16 protein-coding genes are annotated in these 20593 nt (G+C 58.6%); 12 read left to right on the top strand and 4 right to left on the bottom strand.

The genetic code is table 11. The features are described 5' to 3' along the window. The first annotated feature begins 25 nt into the window (after positions 1-25). From recJ to ACESLM_RS10585, 9 genes are all read left to right on the top strand, one after another. Positions 26-2467, top strand: coding sequence for a single-stranded-DNA-specific exonuclease RecJ (gene recJ / locus ACESLM_RS10625; protein WP_372631552.1), 2442 nt, complete (start codon positions 26-28; stop codon positions 2465-2467). A gap of 240 nt (positions 2468-2707) precedes the next feature. Beyond that, the gene (locus ACESLM_RS10620; RefSeq protein WP_372631551.1) at positions 2708-3220 is read left to right on the top strand and encodes an adenine phosphoribosyltransferase; all 513 of its coding nucleotides are present in this window, start codon (positions 2708-2710) and stop codon (positions 3218-3220) included. A 231-nt stretch (positions 3221-3451) separates the two neighbouring features. Next, positions 3452-5647, top strand: coding sequence for a RelA/SpoT family protein (locus tag ACESLM_RS10615; RefSeq protein ID WP_372631550.1), 2196 nt, complete (start codon positions 3452-3454; stop codon positions 5645-5647). A gap of 26 nt (positions 5648-5673) precedes the next feature. Continuing rightward, positions 5674-6114, top strand: coding sequence for a D-aminoacyl-tRNA deacylase (gene dtd, locus ACESLM_RS10610; RefSeq protein WP_372631548.1), 441 nt, complete (start codon positions 5674-5676; stop codon positions 6112-6114). Between the two features lie 73 nt (positions 6115-6187). After that, on the top strand, positions 6188-6367 hold the full coding sequence (locus ACESLM_RS10605) for a hypothetical protein (RefSeq protein WP_094045743.1): 180 nt from the start codon (positions 6188-6190) through the stop codon (positions 6365-6367). A 55-nt stretch (positions 6368-6422) separates the two neighbouring features. Continuing rightward, the gene (locus ACESLM_RS10600) at positions 6423-6671 is read left to right on the top strand and encodes a hypothetical protein (protein ID WP_372631547.1); all 249 of its coding nucleotides are present in this window, start codon (positions 6423-6425) and stop codon (positions 6669-6671) included. Between the two features lie 694 nt (positions 6672-7365). Next, positions 7366-8625 carry a histidine--tRNA ligase gene (gene hisS / locus ACESLM_RS10595; protein WP_372631546.1) on the top strand — a complete coding sequence of 420 codons (1260 nt, stop codon included), beginning with the start codon at positions 7366-7368 and terminating at the stop codon, positions 8623-8625. Between the two features lie 17 nt (positions 8626-8642). Beyond that, positions 8643-10481 carry an aspartate--tRNA ligase gene (aspS, locus tag ACESLM_RS10590; protein WP_372631544.1) on the top strand — a complete coding sequence of 613 codons (1839 nt, stop codon included), beginning with the start codon at positions 8643-8645 and terminating at the stop codon, positions 10479-10481. 21 nt (positions 10482-10502) lie between these two features. Further along, positions 10503-11255 carry a tRNA threonylcarbamoyladenosine dehydratase gene (locus ACESLM_RS10585; RefSeq protein ID WP_372631543.1) on the top strand — a complete coding sequence of 251 codons (753 nt, stop codon included), beginning with the start codon at positions 10503-10505 and terminating at the stop codon, positions 11253-11255. Between the two features lie 79 nt (positions 11256-11334). Here ACESLM_RS10585 and ACESLM_RS10580 read toward each other — a convergent pair whose 3' ends face one another. After that, positions 11335-11991: a DUF2642 domain-containing protein gene (locus ACESLM_RS10580; protein WP_372631542.1), complete on the bottom strand. Its 657-nt coding sequence runs from the start codon at positions 11989-11991 to the stop codon at positions 11335-11337. Positions 11992-12045: 54 nt separating this feature from the next. Beyond that, a complete protein-coding gene (locus tag ACESLM_RS10575; RefSeq protein WP_372631541.1) occupies positions 12046-12714 on the bottom strand; it encodes a hypothetical protein in 669 nt (222 codons plus the stop codon). Between the two features lie 999 nt (positions 12715-13713). On the opposite strand from ACESLM_RS10575, the gene ACESLM_RS10570 reads away from it, so the two are divergent. From ACESLM_RS10570 to ACESLM_RS10560, 3 genes are all read left to right on the top strand, one after another. Continuing rightward, positions 13714-14769 carry a CotH kinase family protein gene (locus ACESLM_RS10570; protein WP_372631540.1) on the top strand — a complete coding sequence of 352 codons (1056 nt, stop codon included), beginning with the start codon at positions 13714-13716 and terminating at the stop codon, positions 14767-14769. A 77-nt stretch (positions 14770-14846) separates the two neighbouring features. Next, entirely contained in the window at positions 14847-16160 is a 1314-nt protein-coding gene (locus ACESLM_RS10565; protein ID WP_372631538.1) for a replication-associated recombination protein A, read from the top strand. Positions 16161-16495: 335 nt separating this feature from the next. Beyond that, the gene (locus tag ACESLM_RS10560) at positions 16496-17794 is read left to right on the top strand and encodes a hemolysin family protein (protein WP_372631537.1); all 1299 of its coding nucleotides are present in this window, start codon (positions 16496-16498) and stop codon (positions 17792-17794) included. Between the two features lie 104 nt (positions 17795-17898). Here ACESLM_RS10560 and ACESLM_RS10555 read toward each other — a convergent pair whose 3' ends face one another. Together ACESLM_RS10555 and ACESLM_RS10550 are read right to left on the bottom strand one after the other, a co-directional pair. Further along, a complete protein-coding gene (locus tag ACESLM_RS10555; protein WP_372631535.1) occupies positions 17899-19053 on the bottom strand; it encodes an MFS transporter in 1155 nt (384 codons plus the stop codon). A gap of 23 nt (positions 19054-19076) precedes the next feature. Beyond that, positions 19077-20381, bottom strand: coding sequence for a multi antimicrobial extrusion protein MatE (locus ACESLM_RS10550; protein ID WP_372631534.1), 1305 nt, complete (start codon positions 20379-20381; stop codon positions 19077-19079). Positions 20382-20593 lie beyond the last annotated feature (212 nt).

Raw genomic sequence — 20593 nt, 5'->3', positions numbered from 1 at the left:
AGGAATTGGGGAAGGAAGACGGGGAATGATCAGATCGAAGTACAGATGGGATATGCCGCAGCCGGCTGCGGAGCGGGAGAACAAGCTGATGTCCGAGCTTGGCGTCGGTCGGCTCGTTGCGGGCGCGCTCGCGCGGCGCGATTGGAACGAGATCGAAGAAGCGCGCGCATTCCTCGATCCGTCCGCCGAAGCTTTGCTGGATCCCTATCGGATGAAGGGGATGGCGGAGGCGGTAGAACGGATCGGACGCGCGGCGCGGGAAGGAGAGCGCATTCGCGTGTACGGGGACTACGACGCCGACGGCGTGACCTCGACCGCGCTGATGATCCGGCTCCTTACGGAGCTTGGCGCAGCCTTCGATACCTACATTCCCCATCGAAGCCGCGAAGGCTACGGGCTGAACAACGCTGCGATCGATCTGGCCGCCGCCGCGGGCGTTCGCTTGCTCGTTACGGTAGACAACGGCATCAGCGCGGTCGAACAGATCGCCTATGCCGCAAGCCTCGGCATCGACGTCGTTGTCACCGACCACCACGAACCGCCCGAGCAGCTTCCGGCCGCCGCGATCGCGCTCGTCAACCCGAAGCAGAAGGATTGTCCTTATCCGTTTAAGGGGCTGTGCGGCGCGGGCGTCGTGTTCAAGCTGGCGCATGCGATGCTCGGACGTCCGGTGCTCGAATACGCTGACTTGGCGGCGATCGGAACGATCGCGGATCTGATGCCGCTGACGGGCGAGAATCGGATTATCGCCCGTCTCGGACTGGCGCAGCTGCGGCAAGCGCCTCCGGCGGGCATTCGGGCGTTGGCCAAAGTGGCGGGCATCGACATCGGCGAAATCTCCAGCGGCAGGGTCGGCTTCCAGCTTGCTCCGCGGCTGAACGCCGGAGGCCGGCTGGAGCATGCCGACAGCGCGGTTAAGCTGCTGGCCGCGGCAAGCGAAGCGGAGGCGGAGGCTTATGCGGACGAGCTGGATCGGCTGAACACCGAGCGTCAGGAGCTGGTGGAGCGAACGACGGCCGAAGCGGACGAAATGTGGCTTAAGCTGCGCGAAGCCGACGGGGAGAGGCCGAGACGGGCGATCGTGCTGGCGAAGGAAGGTTGGAACGCCGGTATCGCGGGTCTAGTCGCCTCCAAGCTGGTGGAGCGTTATTACCGGCCGGCCGTTATTCTCGCCATCGATGCGGAGACGGGGTTGTGCAAAGGATCAGCGCGTTCCATCGACGGATTCGACCTGTACGCCGCGCTGACAGACTGCGCGGATCTGCTCGAGCATTACGGCGGACATCAGGCCGCCGCGGGAATGACCTTGCGAGCGGACAACGTGGCGGAGCTTGGCAGGCGGTTGGACCGGATCGCCGGGGAGCGGCTGACGGACGAGGATTGGCAGCCCAAGCGGCGCGTCGACCTGTACGTGTCGCTGGAAGACGTCAACTTGCGCGCGGTCGATCAGTTGGCGGTGCTGGAGCCGTTCGGCAACGGGAATCCGACGCCTCGCGTCGTCCTGCAGGACGTTATCATCAAAGAATGCCGCACGATGGGGAAGGAAGACAAGCATCTAAGATTAACGGTCGAGCAGGAGGGCAGGTCGCTTGAGGTCGTCGCGTTCGGCATGGGACCGCAACGGGACAGAATGGCGCCGGGAATGCGCATCGATCTGCTCGGCGAACTGAGCGTCAACGAATGGAACGGCAATCGGAAGACGCAGATGATGTTCCAGGATTATCGCTCGCGTCATCTGTTCGTGAACGACCGGCGCGCGGAACGAAGCCCGTGGGAGGCGCTGGAGCGTCTGATCGAAGCAGAAGCTGACAGGCTCGCCGTCGCATGCGCCTCCAAAGCGGCCTATCATGAAGCCGTCGGCCGTTATGCGATGGCGGGAGTAACGATCGGCTTATATGGAACGCCGGCCGGGTTAGACGCTTCGTCCGAAATCGCCGCGGCAGCGTCGGAGGACAGCGCCTGGCTGCCGGACGATATCCGCCATCTCGTGCTTGTCGGGCTGCCGAAGCAGGAACGGGAGGTCGTCGCGCTTCGAAGCTGGCTGCTGCCCGAGCGGGGGCTGGAGCGGGTGACGGTGCTTGCGGACGACGTGTCGGGAGTAGGAAGCAGGCCGCAGGCGGGCAAGGAAGGCGAGTTCCCGGAACGTCGGCATTTCGCGGAAGTATACGCGATGTGCCGCAAGCGGGGAAGCTGGCTGGACAGTCCGGACGGGTTTCTGCGGGAGACGGCGGAGGCAACGGCTTGGCCGCTAGCCACCGTCCGAATGATGCACGAAGTGTTCGTCGAACTGGGGTTCATCGCCGCGGATGGCGTCTCGCGCAAGGTCGTCGCCAATCCGCCGCGCAAGGAGCTGAGCGAATCGTCTCGCTATCGCAAAGCGAAGGATCAGGCCGCCTTGCGCGGGCTGGCGGAGATGAGGACGGAAGAGCTGAGGAACTGGATGACGGCCTGCCATCGAGCCGGATAACGGGGCGCCGGGCAGCGCCCCGGGAGCGTAATCGTTCGATTGTCGACAGCCTCGCTCCTCGGAGGTACGTCAAGCAAAAGTGACGAAGCAGGGGGCGAAAAGGCGGTGAAAGATGCCCCTGAGCGGGTTTGCATACACGCCCTAGCCAAAGGCCGTTCAAAAAGTGTATAATGCTACTCGTGAACTCGAACGAATACGTTTTCGCCAATAAGCACGACCTCTATAAAGGAGTATGATATCGTGAATTTCAAAGACTATATCCGCGTCATTCCCGATTTCCCGCAGCCGGGCATCCGGTTTAAGGATATTACGACGCTGCTCAAGGACGGCCAAGCGTACCGCGCCGCCATTGACGCGCTCAAGGAGCTCGTGAAGGACAAACCAATCGACTTGATCGCGGGACCGGAGGCGCGCGGCTTCGTCATCGGAGCTCCGCTCGCGCTTGCTCTTGGCGTGGGCTTCGTGCCGATCCGCAAAAGCGGCAAGCTGCCCGGCGAGACGGTCGAAGCGGCTTACGACCTGGAATACGGCAAGGATCGGCTGGCCATCCACAAGGACGCGATTCACCCCGGCCAGAAAATTCTGATCGCCGACGACCTGCTCGCCACGGGCGGCACGATCTCCACGACGATCGGCCTGATCAACCAGCTTGGCGGCGACATCGTAGGCGCCGCGTTTCTCATCGAGCTAAGCTATCTGAACGGACGCGACAAGCTGGGCGGCATCGACGTCGCCTCGCTCGTCACTTACTAATCCCCCGTACGGAGGAACAAGAAGACGCTCCACGGCTGCTTTGCCGGAACGGAGCGTCTTTTTTGCTATCGCGTTTCGCAGGCCGATGTCATAAGTTGTTGTATCGTCGCAGCAAACCTAGGACTAAAGCCTCTCGGCCAAGGTTGACGTTTCCTGTCGCGAAGAGGCATAATGGTAGCAATACTTCTGGGGAAAACACTGGCGTAAGGCGCCGGCGGAAAGGAATTCGGCATGGGCATGGAGCTGCTTCTCGAGAAAGCATCTACTTATATGAAAGAGCAAGACTTGCAGAAAATCCGGGATGCTTACGAATTTGCCGAAGAAGCGCATCGCGGCCAAGTTCGCAAATCCGGCGAACCTTATATTTTGCATCCGGTCGCCGTGGCCGAAATCTGCATGGGCATGCAGATGGACGTCGTGACGGTGATGGCGGCTCTGCTTCACGATGTCGTGGAGGACACCAAGGTAACGCTCGACGATCTTCGCGAACGTTTCGGGGAGACGCTGGCGGGACTCGTAGACGGCTTGACCAAGCTGGAGCGAATCCAGTTCCGGTCCAAGGAAGAGCAGCAGAACGAGAACTATCGTAAAATGTTCGTCGCGATGGCCAACGATATCCGCGTCATTCTGATCAAGCTGGCCGACCGTCTGCACAATATGCGCACGTTGAAGTTTCAATCCGAGGAGAGCCAGCGGCGCATCGCGCAGGAGACGCTCGACATTTTCTGCCCGATCGCTCACCGCCTCGGGATCAGCGCCATCAAGTGGGAGATGGAGGATATCGCGCTTCGTTTCCTCAATCCGCAGCAATATTACCGCATCGCCCATCTGATGAAGATGAAGCGGACGGAGCGGGAGAAATATATTACCGAGCTCATCGACAAAATTCGCGAGAAGCTTGAGGAGATGGGGATCCAAGGCGATATCTCGGGGCGTCCGAAGCACATCTACAGCGTTTATAAGAAGATGATGACGCGCAACAAGCAGTTTAACGAAATCTACGATTTGCTGGCGATCCGGATCTTGGTCGACAACGTGAAGGATTGCTATGCCACGCTTGGAATCATTCATACGCTGTGGAAGCCGATGCCAGGCCGGTTCAAGGATTATATCGCGATGCCGAAGGCGAATATGTACCAGTCGCTGCACACGACGATCGTAGGATCGACGGGCGAGCCGACGGAGGTGCAGATCCGCACGTGGGAGATGCACCGAACGAGCGAATTCGGGATCGCGGCGCACTGGGCGTACAAGGACGGCAATGCCGCGGGCGTCGTTCCGGGCAGCTTCGGGGAGAAAATGAACTGGTTCCGCGAGATCATCGAGCTTCAACAGGAGACTCGGGATGCGGCGGAGTTCATGGAATCGCTCAAAATGGACTTTTTCACCGACCTGGTGTTCGTGTTCACGCCCAAGGGCGAAGTATTCGAGCTGCCCGCCGGTTCGGTGCCGCTGGACTTTGCCTATCGGGTGCATACCGAGGTAGGAAACCGGACGATCGGCGCCAAGGTCAACGGTCGGATCGTGCCGCTCGATCATAAGCTGAAGACCGGCGACATTGTGGAGATTTTGACGTCCAAGCATTCTTACGGACCGAGCCAGGATTGGCTCAAAATCGCGCAATCCTCACATACGAGAAGCAAGATCCGCCAATGGTTCAAAAAAGAAAAACGCGAGGAAAGCGTCGACAAAGGGCGCGAGCTGCTCGAACGGGAGCTGAAGAGGCTCGGATTGGAGCCGCATGAATGGACGGCGGACGAGAAGCTGCTGGACGCGGCGAAGAAATTTACGTTTAACGACGTGGAGGATATGCTGTCGGCGATCGGCTTCGGCGGCATTACGGCGGCGCAGATCTGCACGAAGCTGACCGAGAAGCTGCGCAAGGAAGCGGAGGAAGCGCAGCAGATCCAGCTGACGGCCGAAGTCAAAGAGATGAAGGCGCCCGCCTCATCGTCCGCGGAGAAGAAGCGGACGTCTCACGGCGTCAGCGTCAAAGGTGTGGACAACTTGCTCGTCCGCTTCGCTCGCTGCTGCAACCCGGTGCCGGGAGACGATATTATCGGCTACATTACGAGAGGCCGGGGCGTGTCCGTCCACCGCTCCGACTGCGCGAACATTCCGACCGGAGAGGACGGGGAGGAAGCGGCGCGGGTCATCGAGGTCGAATGGGAATCTTCGGTCGACGCCAATTACAGCGTGGAGATCGAGATTCTGGGCCACGATCGCCGGGGGTTGCTGAACGAGGTGCTGCAGGCCGTATCCGAGAGCAAGACGAACATCGCCGCAGTGTCCGGACGGTCGGACAAAAACAAGATGGCGATCATGCACATGACGATTCTGATTCGCAACAAGGAGCATCTGCAATCGGTCGTCGACAAGATCAAGCGGGTCAAAGATATTTTTTCCGTGCAGCGGATGATGCAATAGCGGCGGGAGACGGAGGAAGCGGAAAGATGAAAGTCGTTTTGCAGCGGGTATCCGACGCCAAGGTTACCGTTGGCGATGAAGTCGTAGGCGCGATAGGCAAAGGGTTGCTGCTGCTCGTCGGAGTCGGGCAGGAGGATACGGAGCAGGATTTGGCCTGGATGGCGGACAAGCTGGCCGGGCTGAGAATTTTCGAGGACGATGCGGGGAAAATGAATCTGTCCGTCGAAGACGTCGGGGGCGACGTGCTGTCCGTGTCGCAGTTCACGCTGTACGGCGACTGCCGCAAAGGCAGGAGGCCGAACTTCATGGGCGCGGCCAGACCCGAGCTGGCCGAAGCGCTGTACGACAAGTTTAACGAGCTGTTGCGCGCGCGGGGACTGCGGGTCGAAACCGGCAAGTTCGGGGCGATGATGGACGTGTCGCTCGTGAACGACGGTCCGGTGACGCTGATTCTGGAAAGCCGCTGACCGTTTGGGAAAGCCGCGATTGGGCCATAATACATGTCAAATCCCTACTTTTGGAGTAAAGGCAGGAGAAGACATGAGACAATCGCGGAAGGAAAAGACGGCGCTGTGGCTGATGCAGGAGGGCCTTATGCCGGAGCGCAGGGAGGCGATGGCTCTGGCGTCGCAAGGCGAAGAATTCGCAGGCGAGCTCGGGGCCGGTCCTGCGGGCGGAGCCTCCAACGGCCGGAGGCATCCTCCGGGCGGCAGAGGGTAACGGAGGAAGGCCGGAGCGAGGCGGATGCGCCGCGCAGCAGCCGAGGGGGAAAGCCGTGGCTTCGGGATGGGAATATTGCGGGACGCGGGAAGACGGATATTATCACATTTTGGCGCATGACGACGGAGACCGCATTCTGGAAGAAATCGTCGCGCACTTCGAGTCGTCCCGGCCTACTTCCGCCGATCGGGCCTTCATCGTGGACATGCATCTGATGGAGCACGATTTCGCGGAGCTGAGGAAGTTTCAGAGGCGGGTCGCGCATTACGAGCGGCTGGGATACGAGATTATGCTGACCTTTTAGCGGTTCCTTCAAGTCTTGTCGGCTCCTGCCGGCGAAGACGACAAATGGAACGCTTACTTTTTTGTAATCAAACTGTAATCTGTTATACACGCGAGCTTAAAGTTTATCGTCTAATCTATAGACGACCCCCTTTTTCAATATAAACAACTATTGAACCTGTCGATTTTCGACAGGTTATTTTCTTTGTGCTGGAGTGCGGCCTGCACGGCCTGGGCATCCTGATAAGGATCTTTCTTGACAGGCGTACCGCAACAGACTACAATAAATTACAATTGTATTTCCAAAGCCTCAGATTCGATGACGGGAATAAGTAATCCGGCCCCAAGCCCACAGAGAGGAAAGCCCTTCTTGCAACCGGCCGCGGCGATCGCCGCTCGGTAACGATTGCAGATATGGCTGCAAGCTTTCCGGCAATGATCGGACGAACGACCTCCCCGAGAACCCGATGGGAACCGCCCGCCTGACGCACTCGTGTCAGGATCGGCCTAGTAGCATCGCGGCGCAGCCGGGCGTTAACCGGACATAAGCAGCAAGCCGTCGTCGGAAGACGGGGCTTGAACGACGGGTGGCACCGCGGGAGCGTAACGACAAGCTCTCGTCCCTGACGATCTTTAAGCGAGATCGTCATGGGACGGGGGCTTTTTTGATCCGCAGGACCGCTTCCGATTATGCGCGACTTAGGAGTGAGAAGGACATGGGTTTTCAGAAGCCTCCGGGCACGCAGGACATTATGCCCGGCAATTCCGAGCTATGGCAATACGTAGAGAGCACGGCTCGCGACATTTGCCGGCGTTACCGGTTCAGAGAGATTAGAACGCCGATCTTCGAAGGCACCGAGCTGTTCAAACGCGGTGTCGGCGAGACGACGGATATCGTCGAGAAAGAGATGTACACGTTCGAGGATCGCGGCGAGCGCAGCATGACGCTTCGTCCGGAAGGAACGGCCGGCGTCGTCCGTTCTTACGTGGAAAACAAGCTGTACGGCGATCCGGACATCGCGAAGCTGTACTATATCGGGCCGATGTTCCGATACGAGCGCGCTCAGGCGGGCAGATACCGCCAGTTCCATCAGTTCGGCGTCGAGGCGATCGGCTCCGACGACCCGGCGCTCGACGCGGAAGTGATCGCCTTGGGTTATCACTTTTACAGGGAGCTGGGACTGTCCGGAGTATCGGTGGATTTGAACTCCGTCGGCACGCCCGCGGTCCGCGCTGCGTTCCGGGAGAAGCTGCTCGCCTTTCTGCTGCCGATGCGCGAAAGCCTGTGCAAGGACTGCCAGGCGCGCATCGACCGCAATCCGCTCCGAGTGCTCGATTGCAAAGTCGACCAGGATAAGTTCACGGGCGCCCCGTCGATTCTGGACAGCCTGGACGAGGAGTGCGAGAAGCACTTCGCGCGCGTGCGCGAATGCCTGGACGAGATGGGCATTCCGTACCGGCTGAACCCGCGGCTCGTCAGAGGGCTGGACTATTACACGCACACGGCGTTCGAGTACAAGGCGCAAGGAATCGGCGCGATCGATACGATCGGCGGCGGCGGCCGGTACAACGGGCTCGTGGCGGAGATCGGCGGGGACGACAAGCCGGGCGTCGGACTCGGGCTCGGACTGGAGCGGACGCTGCTGCTGCTGGAAAGCCAGGGCATCAAGCCGGACTTGGACAACCAGGCGGACGTCTACATCGTCGCGCTGGGCGAACGGGCGGAGCAAGCGGCTCCCGGCCTGGCGCAGCGGCTGCGGGATGCGGGAATCGCCGCGGAGCGGGATTACCTCGGGCGCAAGACGAAGGCGCAGTTCAAGGCGGCGGAGCGCAGCGGAGCCCGCTATGCGGCCGTGCTGGGCGACGACGAGTTGGACCGGGGAGAAATCTCCCTGCGGCCGATAGCAGGCGGCGAGCAAACGGCCGTGAAGCTGAGTGAACTGGCGGACGCGATCAGGAAGCTTATTACACCATAAAAAGGGGAAAGATCACAATGATGCTCAAAACGAACGACTGCGGCAAGATAACGAAGGAACACGTCGGACAGACCGTCGTGCTGAACGGATGGGTGCAGGGCTGGCGCGACTTCGGCGGCCTGCTCTTCATCGACTTGCGCGACCGCACGGGAATCGTGCAGATCGTCTTCAACCCGGAAATCTCCAAGGACGCGCTGGAGCTCGGCAGCCGCGCGCGCAACGAATACGTGCTGGCCGTATCGGGCAAAATCGTCGAACGCGCCCCGGAAACGTACAACCCCAACCTGGTTACGGGTGAAATCGAGGTTCAAGTCACGCAAGTGGAAGTCATCAACGCGGCCAAAACGCCTCCTTTCCCGATCGAAGACGGCGTGGAAGTGGACGAATCGCTGCGCTTGAAGTACCGTTACCTCGACTTGCGCCGTCCGGAGATGCAGAAGACGCTGCTGCTTCGTTCGAAAGCGACGAAGGTGTTCCGCGACTTCCTCGACGAGAACGGCTTTATCGACGTGGAAACGCCGATTCTGACCTTGAGCACGCCGGAAGGCGCGCGCGATTACTTGGTGCCTAGCCGCGTGCATCCGGGCGAGTTTTTCGCGCTGCCTCAATCTCCGCAGCTGTTCAAGCAATTGCTGATGATCGGCGGCTTGGAGCGTTATTATCAAGTCGCCCGCTGCTTCCGCGACGAAGACCTTCGCGCCGACCGTCAGCCGGAATTCACGCAGGTCGATATCGAGACGTCGTTCCTGTCGCAAGAGCAGCTCCTCGGCATGATGGAGCAATTGATGGCGCGCCTGTTCCGCGAGACGATCGGCGTCGACATTCCGACTCCGTTCCAGCGGCTCACGTACCACGACGCTATCCACAAGTACGGCTCCGACAAGCCGGACCTGCGCTTCGGCCTCGAGATCGAAGACGTCACGGACATCGTGAAGGGCAGCGACGTGAAGGTATTCGCGTCCGTCGCCGCATCGGGAGGCGTAGTCAAGGCGCTTAACGCCAAAGGCTGCGCAAGCTGGAGCCGCAAGGAGCTCGACGATTTGCAGCCGTTCGCGGCGCGTTACGGCGGCAAGGGCATCGCGTGGATTACGGTCAAGGAAGGCAAGTGGAACGGTCCGATCGTGAAGTTCTTCAAGCCGGAAGAGATCGCCGCGTTGACCGAGCGTCTGAACGTCGAGGAAGGCGACTTGATCACGTTCTCCGCCGACAAGCTGAAGACGGCGGCCGACGTCATGGGCAACCTGCGTCTCAAGGTCGGACGCGAGCTCGGCTTGATCGACAACAGCGCGTACAAATTCCTGTGGGTCGTCGACTTCCCGCTGCTCGGCTGGGACGAGGAAGCGAAGCGTTTCGTCGCGGAGCACCATCCGTTCACGCGTCCGAACGACGAGGACTTGGCGCTGTTCGACAGCGATCCGGGCGCGATCCGCGCGCAAGCCTACGATATCGTGCTTAACGGCTACGAAGTCGGAGGCGGCTCGATGCGGATTTACCGTCGCGACGTGCAGGAGCAGATGTTCAAGGCGCTCGGCTTCTCGCTCGAAGAAGCGAAGGAGAAGTTCGGCTTCTTCCTGGACGCGTTCGAATACGGCACGCCTCCGCACGGCGGCATCGCCTTCGGTCTGGACCGTCTCGTCATGCTGCTCACGGGCCGCACGAACCTGCGCGAGACGATCGCGTTCCCGAAGACGGCCAGCGCCACCGACCTGCTGTGCGACGCTCCGTCGCCGGTCGCGGAACGCCAGCTGGAAGACCTGCACGTAAGACTGTCGGCGAAAGCGGTCGCGGCGCAGGCCAAGAATGCCGCTCCGGAAGCGAAGCCGGAGGACGAAGCGGTCGCGCAAAGCCAAGGCTAATCAAAAGGAGCGAACCTATCGATGTTGCACCAATTTTCCAGAACGGAGCTGGCGATCGGACCGGAAGGCCTCGAGACGCTGAAGGGCAGCACCGTGGCCGTGCTCGGCATCGGCGGAGTCGGCGGCATCGCCGCCGAGGCGCTGGCCCGTTCGGGTATCGGGCGGATTATTCTGATCGATAAGGACGTCGTCGATATCACGAACATCAACCGCCAGGTCCATGCGCTGACGACGACGGTCGGCCAGCCGAAGGCGGAGCTGATGAAGGATCGGATCAAGCTGATCAACCCGGAATGCGACGTCATCGCTCTCCGCATGTTCTATACGGAGGAAACGTACGAGGAGCTGTTCAAGTATCCGCTGGACTATGTCGTCGACGCGTCGGATACGATCGTCTACAAGGTTCATCTGATGAAGCAGTGTCTGGAGCGCGGCATTCCGATCATCTCCAGCATGGGCGCGGCGAACAAGACGGACCCGAGCCGGTTCAAGGTCGCTGACATTTCCAAGACGACGGTCGATCCGATCGCCCGCGTCGTCCGCAGGAAGCTGCGCGAAGCGGGAATCAAGAAAGGCGTCCAGGTCGTGTTCTCGACGGAGGAACCGATCCGGCCGAGGGAGGACGTCACGCAGCGGATCGTTCCGGACACGGCGCCGGAAATCCGCAAAGCGAAGCAGCCGCCGGCGAGCAACGCTTTCGTGCCTCCGGTGGCGGGATTGATTATGGTCAGCGTCGTGTTCAGGGAACTTCTTGAAGCTAAGCCAATAGGTTGAGTCCAGTCATCGGATGAAACGCAAGAATGGCTATCCCAGCAATTTTTGCCGGGATAGCCTATTCGAGTTTATGCGCCGATCAAGGCCGGTGAATCGTCTTGACGTGATCGAGATGGATAAAAGTGCTGGAGCCGTCCGCCGTGACGAGTTCGAGCAGATTGTCCTTCACGGACTTGAGAAGGCCGATTTTTTCGGGATGCTCTCCAAGGTCGAGAATCACGAACTCGTGCTCGAATTTTTTCAACTGCTGCTCGAACGTTCGCGCTAGGGACGCAGTGGCGGGATGCACCGGAAATTTCTCTTGCTCCAACGCATAAGGCGTCGCTTGCGGATCGTACGGCACCAGAATTTTGAGATGGCGCATGGATACGTACAACGAGCGGAATAACGGCGAATAGAAGACGAAGAAATCGTTCATGATGCTTGTAACGTAGCCGTGAACCGTTTGTCTGCCGGCGATATACAGCTCCGAGAACATTCCTTTTGTGTTTAACAGCACTTTTCGATACGAGAGATCCATCGCCGGATCGAGCGGCGGTTCCGCAGGTTCTCTGAATAGAGACTCCTGAGACGCGCTGCGGGTCATATGTTGGATGTGAACGATCGGAACGTACAGGTATTGGGTGCCGTTATGCACAACGAGAATATCGGGGCCAAGATCGATCAGCCTGCCACTTACGGGAAATCGAACTCCGGATACGATTAGGGATACGGGTTGGTTCAAATAGATTTCCATAGTACGGTGGGAGCACCTCCTTTGCGACTGCGTTAATCCCGGGTTTGGCGGGTTTTAACGGCGACCTCCGCCTTTATTTTTACCCCCGGACTTACCGCCGCCGGACTTGCCGCCGCCGGACTTGCTGCTTCCCTTATCTTTGCCGCTGGATTTGCTGCTTTGCTTATCTTTGCCGCTGGATTTGCTGCTTTGCTTGCTGCCTTTCATTGAGACGGATACGTTCTTGATGTGGAAGATTGGAATTCGAACCAATTCGCGATCCACGATCAGCAAGGCATTGTCGGAAGAGATTTCCGCCAAGAAGCCGTCAAGCTTTTCCGGTCCTCCGCGGTTGATTTGAATGTGCTTATGGCGCATGCGGGAAAGCAGTGTCTGGAAATTCGGCGCGCTGATGAAGCTTTTGTGAACGACGCGTCTGCCGGAATGGCCACCCGATCTGCCTCCGGATCTACCGCCCGATCTGCCCCCGCTTCTTGAACCTTCTGTAATGCTTTTTACGTGAGAGCCGTTGACGTAAACGATGACGTTATCGGACAGGACGACGAGGTAATCTCCGGGGATGGCAAGAAGCACACCCTCGATGCTGTCCGGTCCACCGCGGTTCACCCGGATTTTGTGACCGATCAAGTGCCCGGCCTGAAGAACGTAGTTATGCTGCCGGGAATGCGTCTCTCTTTGCTGAGGGGCTACGAACGACTGCGGTTGGAAAAAACTGAATAACATATTCATTCTCCTTCCATGATGGGGAAATGATAGATTGGAATGATTCCGTTCGACGATATTACATATGAGCGGCATAAAAGCTTGCCAAGCTTCGCGATTGTTCTCCTCTTGGTTTGTCCCTCCTTTGCACTTGTGGGGGAAGTGAGTTTATACTCCATATTTATGTGTACCGGGTTCTGAGAGATATGGTTGGTTGTCCGAGTAGGTTCCAAAATCCGCGAAATACTAGAAAAAATAGCCCTTTTTCTCCCGATTCTGCTCATGTCTCTATCGGCTCGGGAAAGCTGCTCATAGGATGTAGGAACTTCAATCAGGAGGTGCAACATCATTGAGCATGCAATTGCACGGGAATAACAGGTGTCGTCCGAAGCGCTATTATCGTAAATGCAAGTGTTGGTGGATGAAGGGCGGCGGTAAGAGGAAGAAAAGGCAAGGCCCGCAGAACGATCCCATAGAGCAGGAACCTAATCTCGATCCGGTTGAAAAGGGTCCGGACCACGGCCACATGTCATGGGGAAATTGGGAAGGCGGCCAAACCGGAGAAGCGGGAGGACGGACAGGAGGAGCAGAAGGACTCACAGGCGGCAGGACGGGAGGAACCGGAGGCCGCACGGGAGGCAGGACGGGAGGAGCAGAAGGACTCACAGGCGGTAGTAAGACGGGAGGAACCGGATGCCGCACGGGAGGCAGGACGGGAGGAACCGGAGGTCGCACGGGAGGCAGGACGGGAGGAGCCGGAGGCCGCACGGTAGGCAGGACGGGAGGAACCGGAGGTCGGACGGGCAAGCGCCGCGGCGGACGAAATACCGTCAATGGGCGCGGTAGAAAAGGTCGAATCAAACGTTAATCGCGGTTCCGGGATCGAGAGGCTCTTGCGCGGGTCGCATCGCGAAGAGCCTTTTTTTTGATAGGCCGCTATAGACGGAAGCCGTTCCGCCATTGCCGGGGCGGCATACGCTGATTCTGATGAACGAGGTTCATTAGAAAGGCGGAGACAGTATGCCTTTAGCGGTCAGGGAGATCAAGATCAGCGAGAGCGCAAGCCGGGAAATGGAAAGAAACTTATGGAACGATCGCTACGTTGCCGCCCGGTTGTCAACCAACGGCGCGACTTCGGCCGTTTCCGTCCGCTACCGGGGAGGACATACGCGGAGCTATCCGAAAAAATCGTACGAAGTCGTCCGCAAAAATCAAGCCTTCCATTATAATGCCGAATACGACGACCCTTCGATGATTCGCAACGCGCTTTCCTTCGCCTTTTTCCCGATGATCGGCGTCCCGGCCCCCCGCACCAAGCACGTCCTTCTAACGGTTAACGGAGAGTCCAAAGGCGTCTATCTGGAAATCGAGGGCGTGGAGAAGCTGTTTTTCTCAAGAAGAAAGATCGGAGCTTCCTCGCTATTCTACGCGATCAACAACCGTGCGGACTTTGGGCTGATCTCGTCGGAGTCGGACCGGCCGAAAAGATCTCTTCTCGCGGGTTATGAGTATCGGTTCGGGCGCCAAGCCGAGAAGGCCAGGCTAACGACGTTCATCAAAGGATTGAATCGCCTGCAAGGAAAGAGCGCGGAAGCCTTCATTCGCTCCCGCCTGGACGTGGACAATTACTTGCGATGGCTCGCCGGGGCGGTTCTGACCGGCAATTACGACGGCTTCGAGCAAAACTACGCGATCTATCGGAGCAGCAAAACGGGCAAGCTGCGCATGATTCCGTGGGACTATGAAGGCACATGGGGCCGCAATTGCTACGGGCGCATCGTCGAGAGCGATCTGGTGAAGGTGGAAGGGTACAACGTTCTGACGAACAAACTGCTCGGGTTTCCTTCTATTCGCAGGCAGTACCGATCGATTTTGCAGCAGGCTCTGAACGGGCCGTTCACGGAAAAACGGCTGCTGCCGGTCGCGGAGAAAATGATGGAGAAGATCGCTCCTTATATCAAGAACGACGGCACTCGCAGATGGCGGTACCAGGACTTTATCGGAGAGCCCTTCGTTATCCGCAATTATATCCGCGAGAGAAGGGAAATCGTGAAGGAACGGATGAACGGTTTGTAAGCGAACGTACGATCGCTTTCTCTTCCTGGAAATCAAAGTTTCTGGTATGATAATAAGGAAGAGAGGCGGTAATACGAATGGATTTGTTCAGCTTCCAAGCGGAATCGGAGCCGCGCGGGCGGCTGCTCGCCGACCGGATGCGTCCGGAGACGCTTGACGAATACATCGGGCAAGAGCATGTGGTAGGTCCGGGGAAATTGCTGAGGAGGGCGATCGAGGGGGACGTCGTGTCGTCCATTCTGCTGTTCGGCCCTCCGGGCTGCGGCAAGACGACGCTCGCGCACATTATTTCCAAACAGACGCAGGGCGATTTCGTGCGGCTGAACGCGGTCGACGCGTCCGTCAAGGACGTGCGCGAAGTGATCGAGCGGGCGGAGAGCAGCAAAAACATGTACGGCCGCAAGACGATTCTGTTCCTGGACGAGGTGCACCGGTTCAACAGCGCCCGGCAGGACGCGCTTCTTCCGGCCGTCGAACGGGGAATCATCGTCTTCATCGGCGCCACGACGGAAAATCCGTTCCACTCCGTGAACGGAGCCTTGCTGTCCCGTTCGACGCTGTTCCGGCTCGAGCCGCTCACGAAGGAGCACTCGCTTGCCGCGATGCGCCGGGCTTTGGCCGATCCGGTCAAGGGACTCGGATTCATGAAGCTGCAGGCGGACGAGGAGGCGCTGGAGCATATCGCTGCCATGGCCAACGGCGATATTCGCCGGGCGCTGACCGCGCTGGAGCTGGCTGCGGTGACGACGCCCTCCGAGTTGGACGGTACCGTCCGCGTGACGCTGGAAGTTGCGGTGGAATCGATCCGCCAGCCGACGGTTCAGGCCGACGAATCGACCCAGTACGACGTGCTGTCGGCGTTCCACAAGAGCATACGCGGCTCGAGCGACGCGGCGCTGTTCTGGTTTCTGTACGCGGTGGAGAAGCTGGGCATGGACCCGATGGTGTTCCTGCGCCGGCTGACCGTCGCCTGCAGCGAGGACATCGGACTGGCCAATCCGCAGGCGATGGTGCAGGCCGTCAGCGCGATGGAAGCCTATCATCGCATCGGCTGGCCGGAAGCGAAGTATATCGTGGCGCAGGCGATTCTGTTCGCGGTGGAGAGTCCGAAGTCGAACGCGATCGCGGTGACGATCGGGAAGATCATGTCGGCCTTCGACGCCGTCAAATCCGCGGAAGTTCCGCTGCACTTGCGGGACGCGCATTACAGCGGAGCGCAGAAGCTCGGCCATGTCGGGTACAAGTATCCGCACGATTATCCCGGCCACTACGTCGAACAGAGCTATTTTCCGGACAAGCTGTCTTCGAGCGTCTTCTACGAGGCGACCGAGCAAGGGATGGAAGATAAAATCAGGCAAAATCAGTTAAGGCGAAGAGGGAAACGCGAATAGAGCGAGTTTGGAGCGGACAACCCGGGCATTTCGAGGGAAAAAATGGTTATGATCGGGAAAAACGGTCTTTTTTCGTTGGAATCGGGGATATCCGGCCTTTACGGCCGAAAAATCGGCATAGGTGGCAGGCTCTAGCGAATACAGATGGGTACTACGGCGGATTACGAGGTCGATCGCCGTTTGACGGGGTGCCCGAAACCGTCTAAGCTTAAGGAATAGAGTTTTCAGTTTTTATACTTTTTATTCGATAAGGAGGTGTACCTGTCCTCCCAGCTATCGGCGAGGATAGGAAACATTTGGACCCTGACCCCTTTCCGTTAGGCGTGGATTTATTTTTGATCTTCGTGTTGGTTTTTCTGAACGGTTTCTTCGTGGCTGCCGAATTCGCGATGGTGAAGGCGCGCGGCTCGAAGATCGACAGCTTGGCGCAAGAAGGGCATAAGAGAGCGAAGGTGGCTTCCCACCTGGTCGGACATCTGGACGCGTACTTGTCGGCTTGCCAGCTCGGCATTACGCTGACGTCGCTTGGACTGGGATGGATCGGCGAACCCGCGATCGCCCGCATGCTCGAGCCCATGTTCGCAGCCGTGCATCTCAACGAGAATCTGGTTCATCCGCTGTCTTTCATCATCGGCTTTTCGTTCATAACGGTGCTCCATATCGTGCTTGGGGAATTGATGCCGAAATCGGTAGCGATCCGCAAGGCCGAGGCGGTCACCCTGCTGACGGCGGCCCCGATGATCTTTTTCCGCAAAGTGATGAACCCGTTCATCTGGTTGCTCAACGGAACGGCAGGCTTGCTGCTGAAGCCGTTCGGCATCGATGTCAAGGAAGACACTTCCACCGCGCATACGGAGGAAGAGATCCGGATTCTGGTACAGGAAAGCCATAAGAGCGGATTGATCGACAATACCGAACTTACGCTAATGGATAACATTTTCGAATTCTCGGAGACGAACGCCCGAGAGATCATGATTCCCCGGACCGAGATGAGCTGCCTGTACGGCAATCTGAGTTTCCAGGAGAATCGGGCGATCGCGCTGCGCGAGATGCATACGAGGTATCCCGTGTGCGAGAAAGACAAGGACAACATTATCGGCTTCGTGCATATCAAGGACTTGCTGAAGGTGCCGGACAACGCCGTTATCGACATTCGCGATCTGTTGCGCCCGATGACGACGGTGCCCGAGAGCATGCCGATCAGCGCGCTGCTTAAGCTGATGCAGAAGAAGAAGACGCAAATCGCGATTCTGATCGACGAATACGGCGGAACTTCCGGTTTGGTTACGCTAGAAGATATTATGGAAGAGATCGTCGGCGAAATTCAGGACGAATTCGACGAGGAACGCCCGGACGTGGAGCAGCGCGACGACAATACGTACTCCATCAACGGCATGATGCTCATCGAAGAGGTGAACAGCTTCTTCGGGCTTGATCTGCCCACCGACGACTACGATACGATCGGAGGCTGGATCTATTCCCAGATCGAGAACCCGCCGAAGAAAAACCAATTCGTCATCGCCGAGGAAGGATTCCGGTTTACGATAGAAGAGACCGATCACTTGCGGATTTCCCGAATCACCGTGAACAAGGAAGAAGATTCGAAGTGGGAGCCTCAAGCCGAGACGGGCTGATAGGATATACAAAAGAAATCCTCCTTTGCGAATGGCAGCTCGACGCTTCCATTTTGACAAAGGAGGGTTTCTTGGCGTCCCTGGACATGATTTTGTAAGAGCGGTTACCGCCGACGAACATGAGCGAGAAGGAAGCCGACCATGCCGATCAAAGCGAAGACGGCGCCGGTCTGGAAGACGCGGGACAGGCCGAACGAATCGTACAGCCAGCCGCCAAGCGTTCCCGCGATGACGCCGGCGAGGCCGGACCAGACGACGGCGAACACCGCTTGGCCCGACGAGCGGTATTCGTCCGGGATGAGCGCTTGCAGGCCGCGCAGCGCCGTAATGTAGAAGATGGCGAAGGTGATGGCGTGCGTCATCTGGAGCGCGACCATCATCCAGGGCTCGTCGGCCAAGCTGAGCAGGCCGAGCCGAATGACGTAGAACGCGCTGGCGATGGCCAGCAGCGGATATTCGCGGAAGCGATGGCCGAACTTGGCGAGCAGGAAAAACATCGGAATCTCGCTGACGGCCGACGCGAGCGAGGCGTACCCGATGACCGAGTCGTCGGCCCCGATCTCCCGCATGGCGATGGACAGGAAACCTTCGTTCGTACGGTGCGCGACCGAGATTACCATGATCAGGCCGAAGAACATGAGCGTCTCTCTGCGGCGGAGCAGCTCCCATAGTCCCCGGAATTCGAACTTGCGCAGCGTCGCCTGATAATCGCCGATGAAGAAGGAGAAGACGAGCGAGACGAGCACGACGCCGAGAATGAGCCAGATCGTCAGATCGGAGCCGAACGTCTTCAGCACGTATCCGAACACGACGGCGCAAACGGCGTAGCCGAGCGAGCCGAACATCCGGATCGAAGGGAAGCTGATCTTCATCCGTTCGGCGGCGAGCAGCGAGACGCTGTCCAGCATCGAGTTGTTCGGCGTCTGGAACAGGTAGAACAGCGCCATGATGCCGGCCATCATGCCGAATTCCTTCTGGGGAAGCAGCAAGGCGAGAGCAAGAATCTGCACAAGATACAGCACGTTGAGTATCCGAGGCAGGTTTTTCATGCGGTCGCTCAGAATGCCGACGACAAGGTTGGATACGATGGACAGGAACGGTCCGACCGAATAGATCGCGCCGATCTGCAGCTTCGAGAAGCCCAAGCTTTCAAAGTAGAGCGGGAAGTAGGTGACCAGCAGCACCATGGCCGCGTAGTTGGCGAATTGGAGCGCGCGCAGCACGAAGAGCTGCCCGTGCATGACTGAGCCGTTGTTCATTGCGTAATCTCCTATTCTGGATGCTAGGTCAGTTTGGCCGTCCGATGGCTGCGGCGGAAGAGCCAGGCCAGGAACAGCACTTCGGCGATGACCCCCGTCGACTGCGCCAAGGAACCCAGAACGCCGTTCCAAGCGGGCAGCAGAAGGACGAGAAGCACAATCGTCAGTGCCGTCAGGATCGCGTTGGCGACCTGGGAGCCGAACATTAGCTTCGTCTCTCCGTGGGCCATGACGATGCCGTTGAGCGTATCGAGCCAAGGGAAGACGAGCACGAACGGCAGAAAGCCGCGCAGGGCATGGATACAGGCCGTCAACAGCTCGTCCTTCACTCCGAGCACGTGCGAGAACATCCATTCCCCGATCGGCGTGAACGCCATAAGCGACAGCAGCAACGGTGGAATGAAGCCGAGCATCAGCGTGAACTTGCGCACGATGGCCGGATTGGATTTGACGAACAGCAGGGCGATCTGGTGAAAATAAGTAAAGAAGCCGAGCACAAGGTTCATCAGGCTGCCGGCTACGGCGAACGAAGCGACGGCGAGCGTGCCCCGGTCGGTCGTGCCGAGCAGGGCGTTAAGGATCGGCAGCACCCAGACGACGATCAGCGACGAATACAGGAGCGGGTTATAGAACTTGGCTACCTGCTTCGGCTCGGTAATCTCGCATTCCTCGTCCTTCTCGGGCAACTGCTTAATCAGCTTGCTCGATTCCCACCAGCTCAGGCCGGCTTCGATCATCATGCCGAACACGAAGATGACGGTCCCGTGCAGGGCGCTGTCGACGCCGACCCGCAGGAAGTATTGGGACAGCAGGAACATGCCCAGGAGCCGGAAGACCATCGCGATCGTCAGCCACCGCGTTCTCATTTTATAAATAATGACGCCTTGATAGAGACAGCGGATGCCGGAAAATACCGAAAGGAACATTAGCGCGTAAAAAGCGCGGATCGCTTCCCCTTCGACGATCGGATCGGCGCCGTATGCGCCTCCGAATACCCAATGCCCCGCAGGCGTGTATGCGATAAGCGTTCCGAACGCGAGCGAAGCGCCGAATACGTAAAAGCTGACTTTGCGGACGGCCCGGAACGAGGTGCGGTCGCGAACGAGCGCCGAGCACGTCTGCCGGAAGAGCACGGCCGGTTTCTCCGTAACGACGAGCAGGCTCATCGCCAGCGCGTATCCGGCCAATATGATCTCGGGATTGTCCGACCTGGCCAGCGTCCCGTTGATGATGATGTGCGACAGGTTGATCAGCAGTACGGAGATCCCCATCGGAATGAAAAACAGTAAAAGCCGTCTCAGCGAGACCGGCTCGTTAGAGTGCGGCATGGTAGTAGGCTCTCCCTTCGGAAAGCAAAGCTTCCGGTTGTCAGCGATTCAGGAAGGATGAGATCCGCTCTCCTTATCTGAATCGTCTCCGACATAACGCCTTCACCGTCCTGGGACGCCGCAGGCGTTTTTGCTAGAGATAGGTAGTATTATAGCAGATTATGAAGAATATTCGGGGATCATTTTCGGAGAATTAAAACTGGATTTCGCCC

The sequence above is a fragment of the Cohnella sp. genome (assembly GCF_041641335.1).
GTDB lineage: Bacteria > Bacillota > Bacilli > Paenibacillales > Paenibacillaceae > Cohnella.
This window is presented reverse-complemented; position numbering and strand designations above follow the sequence as displayed.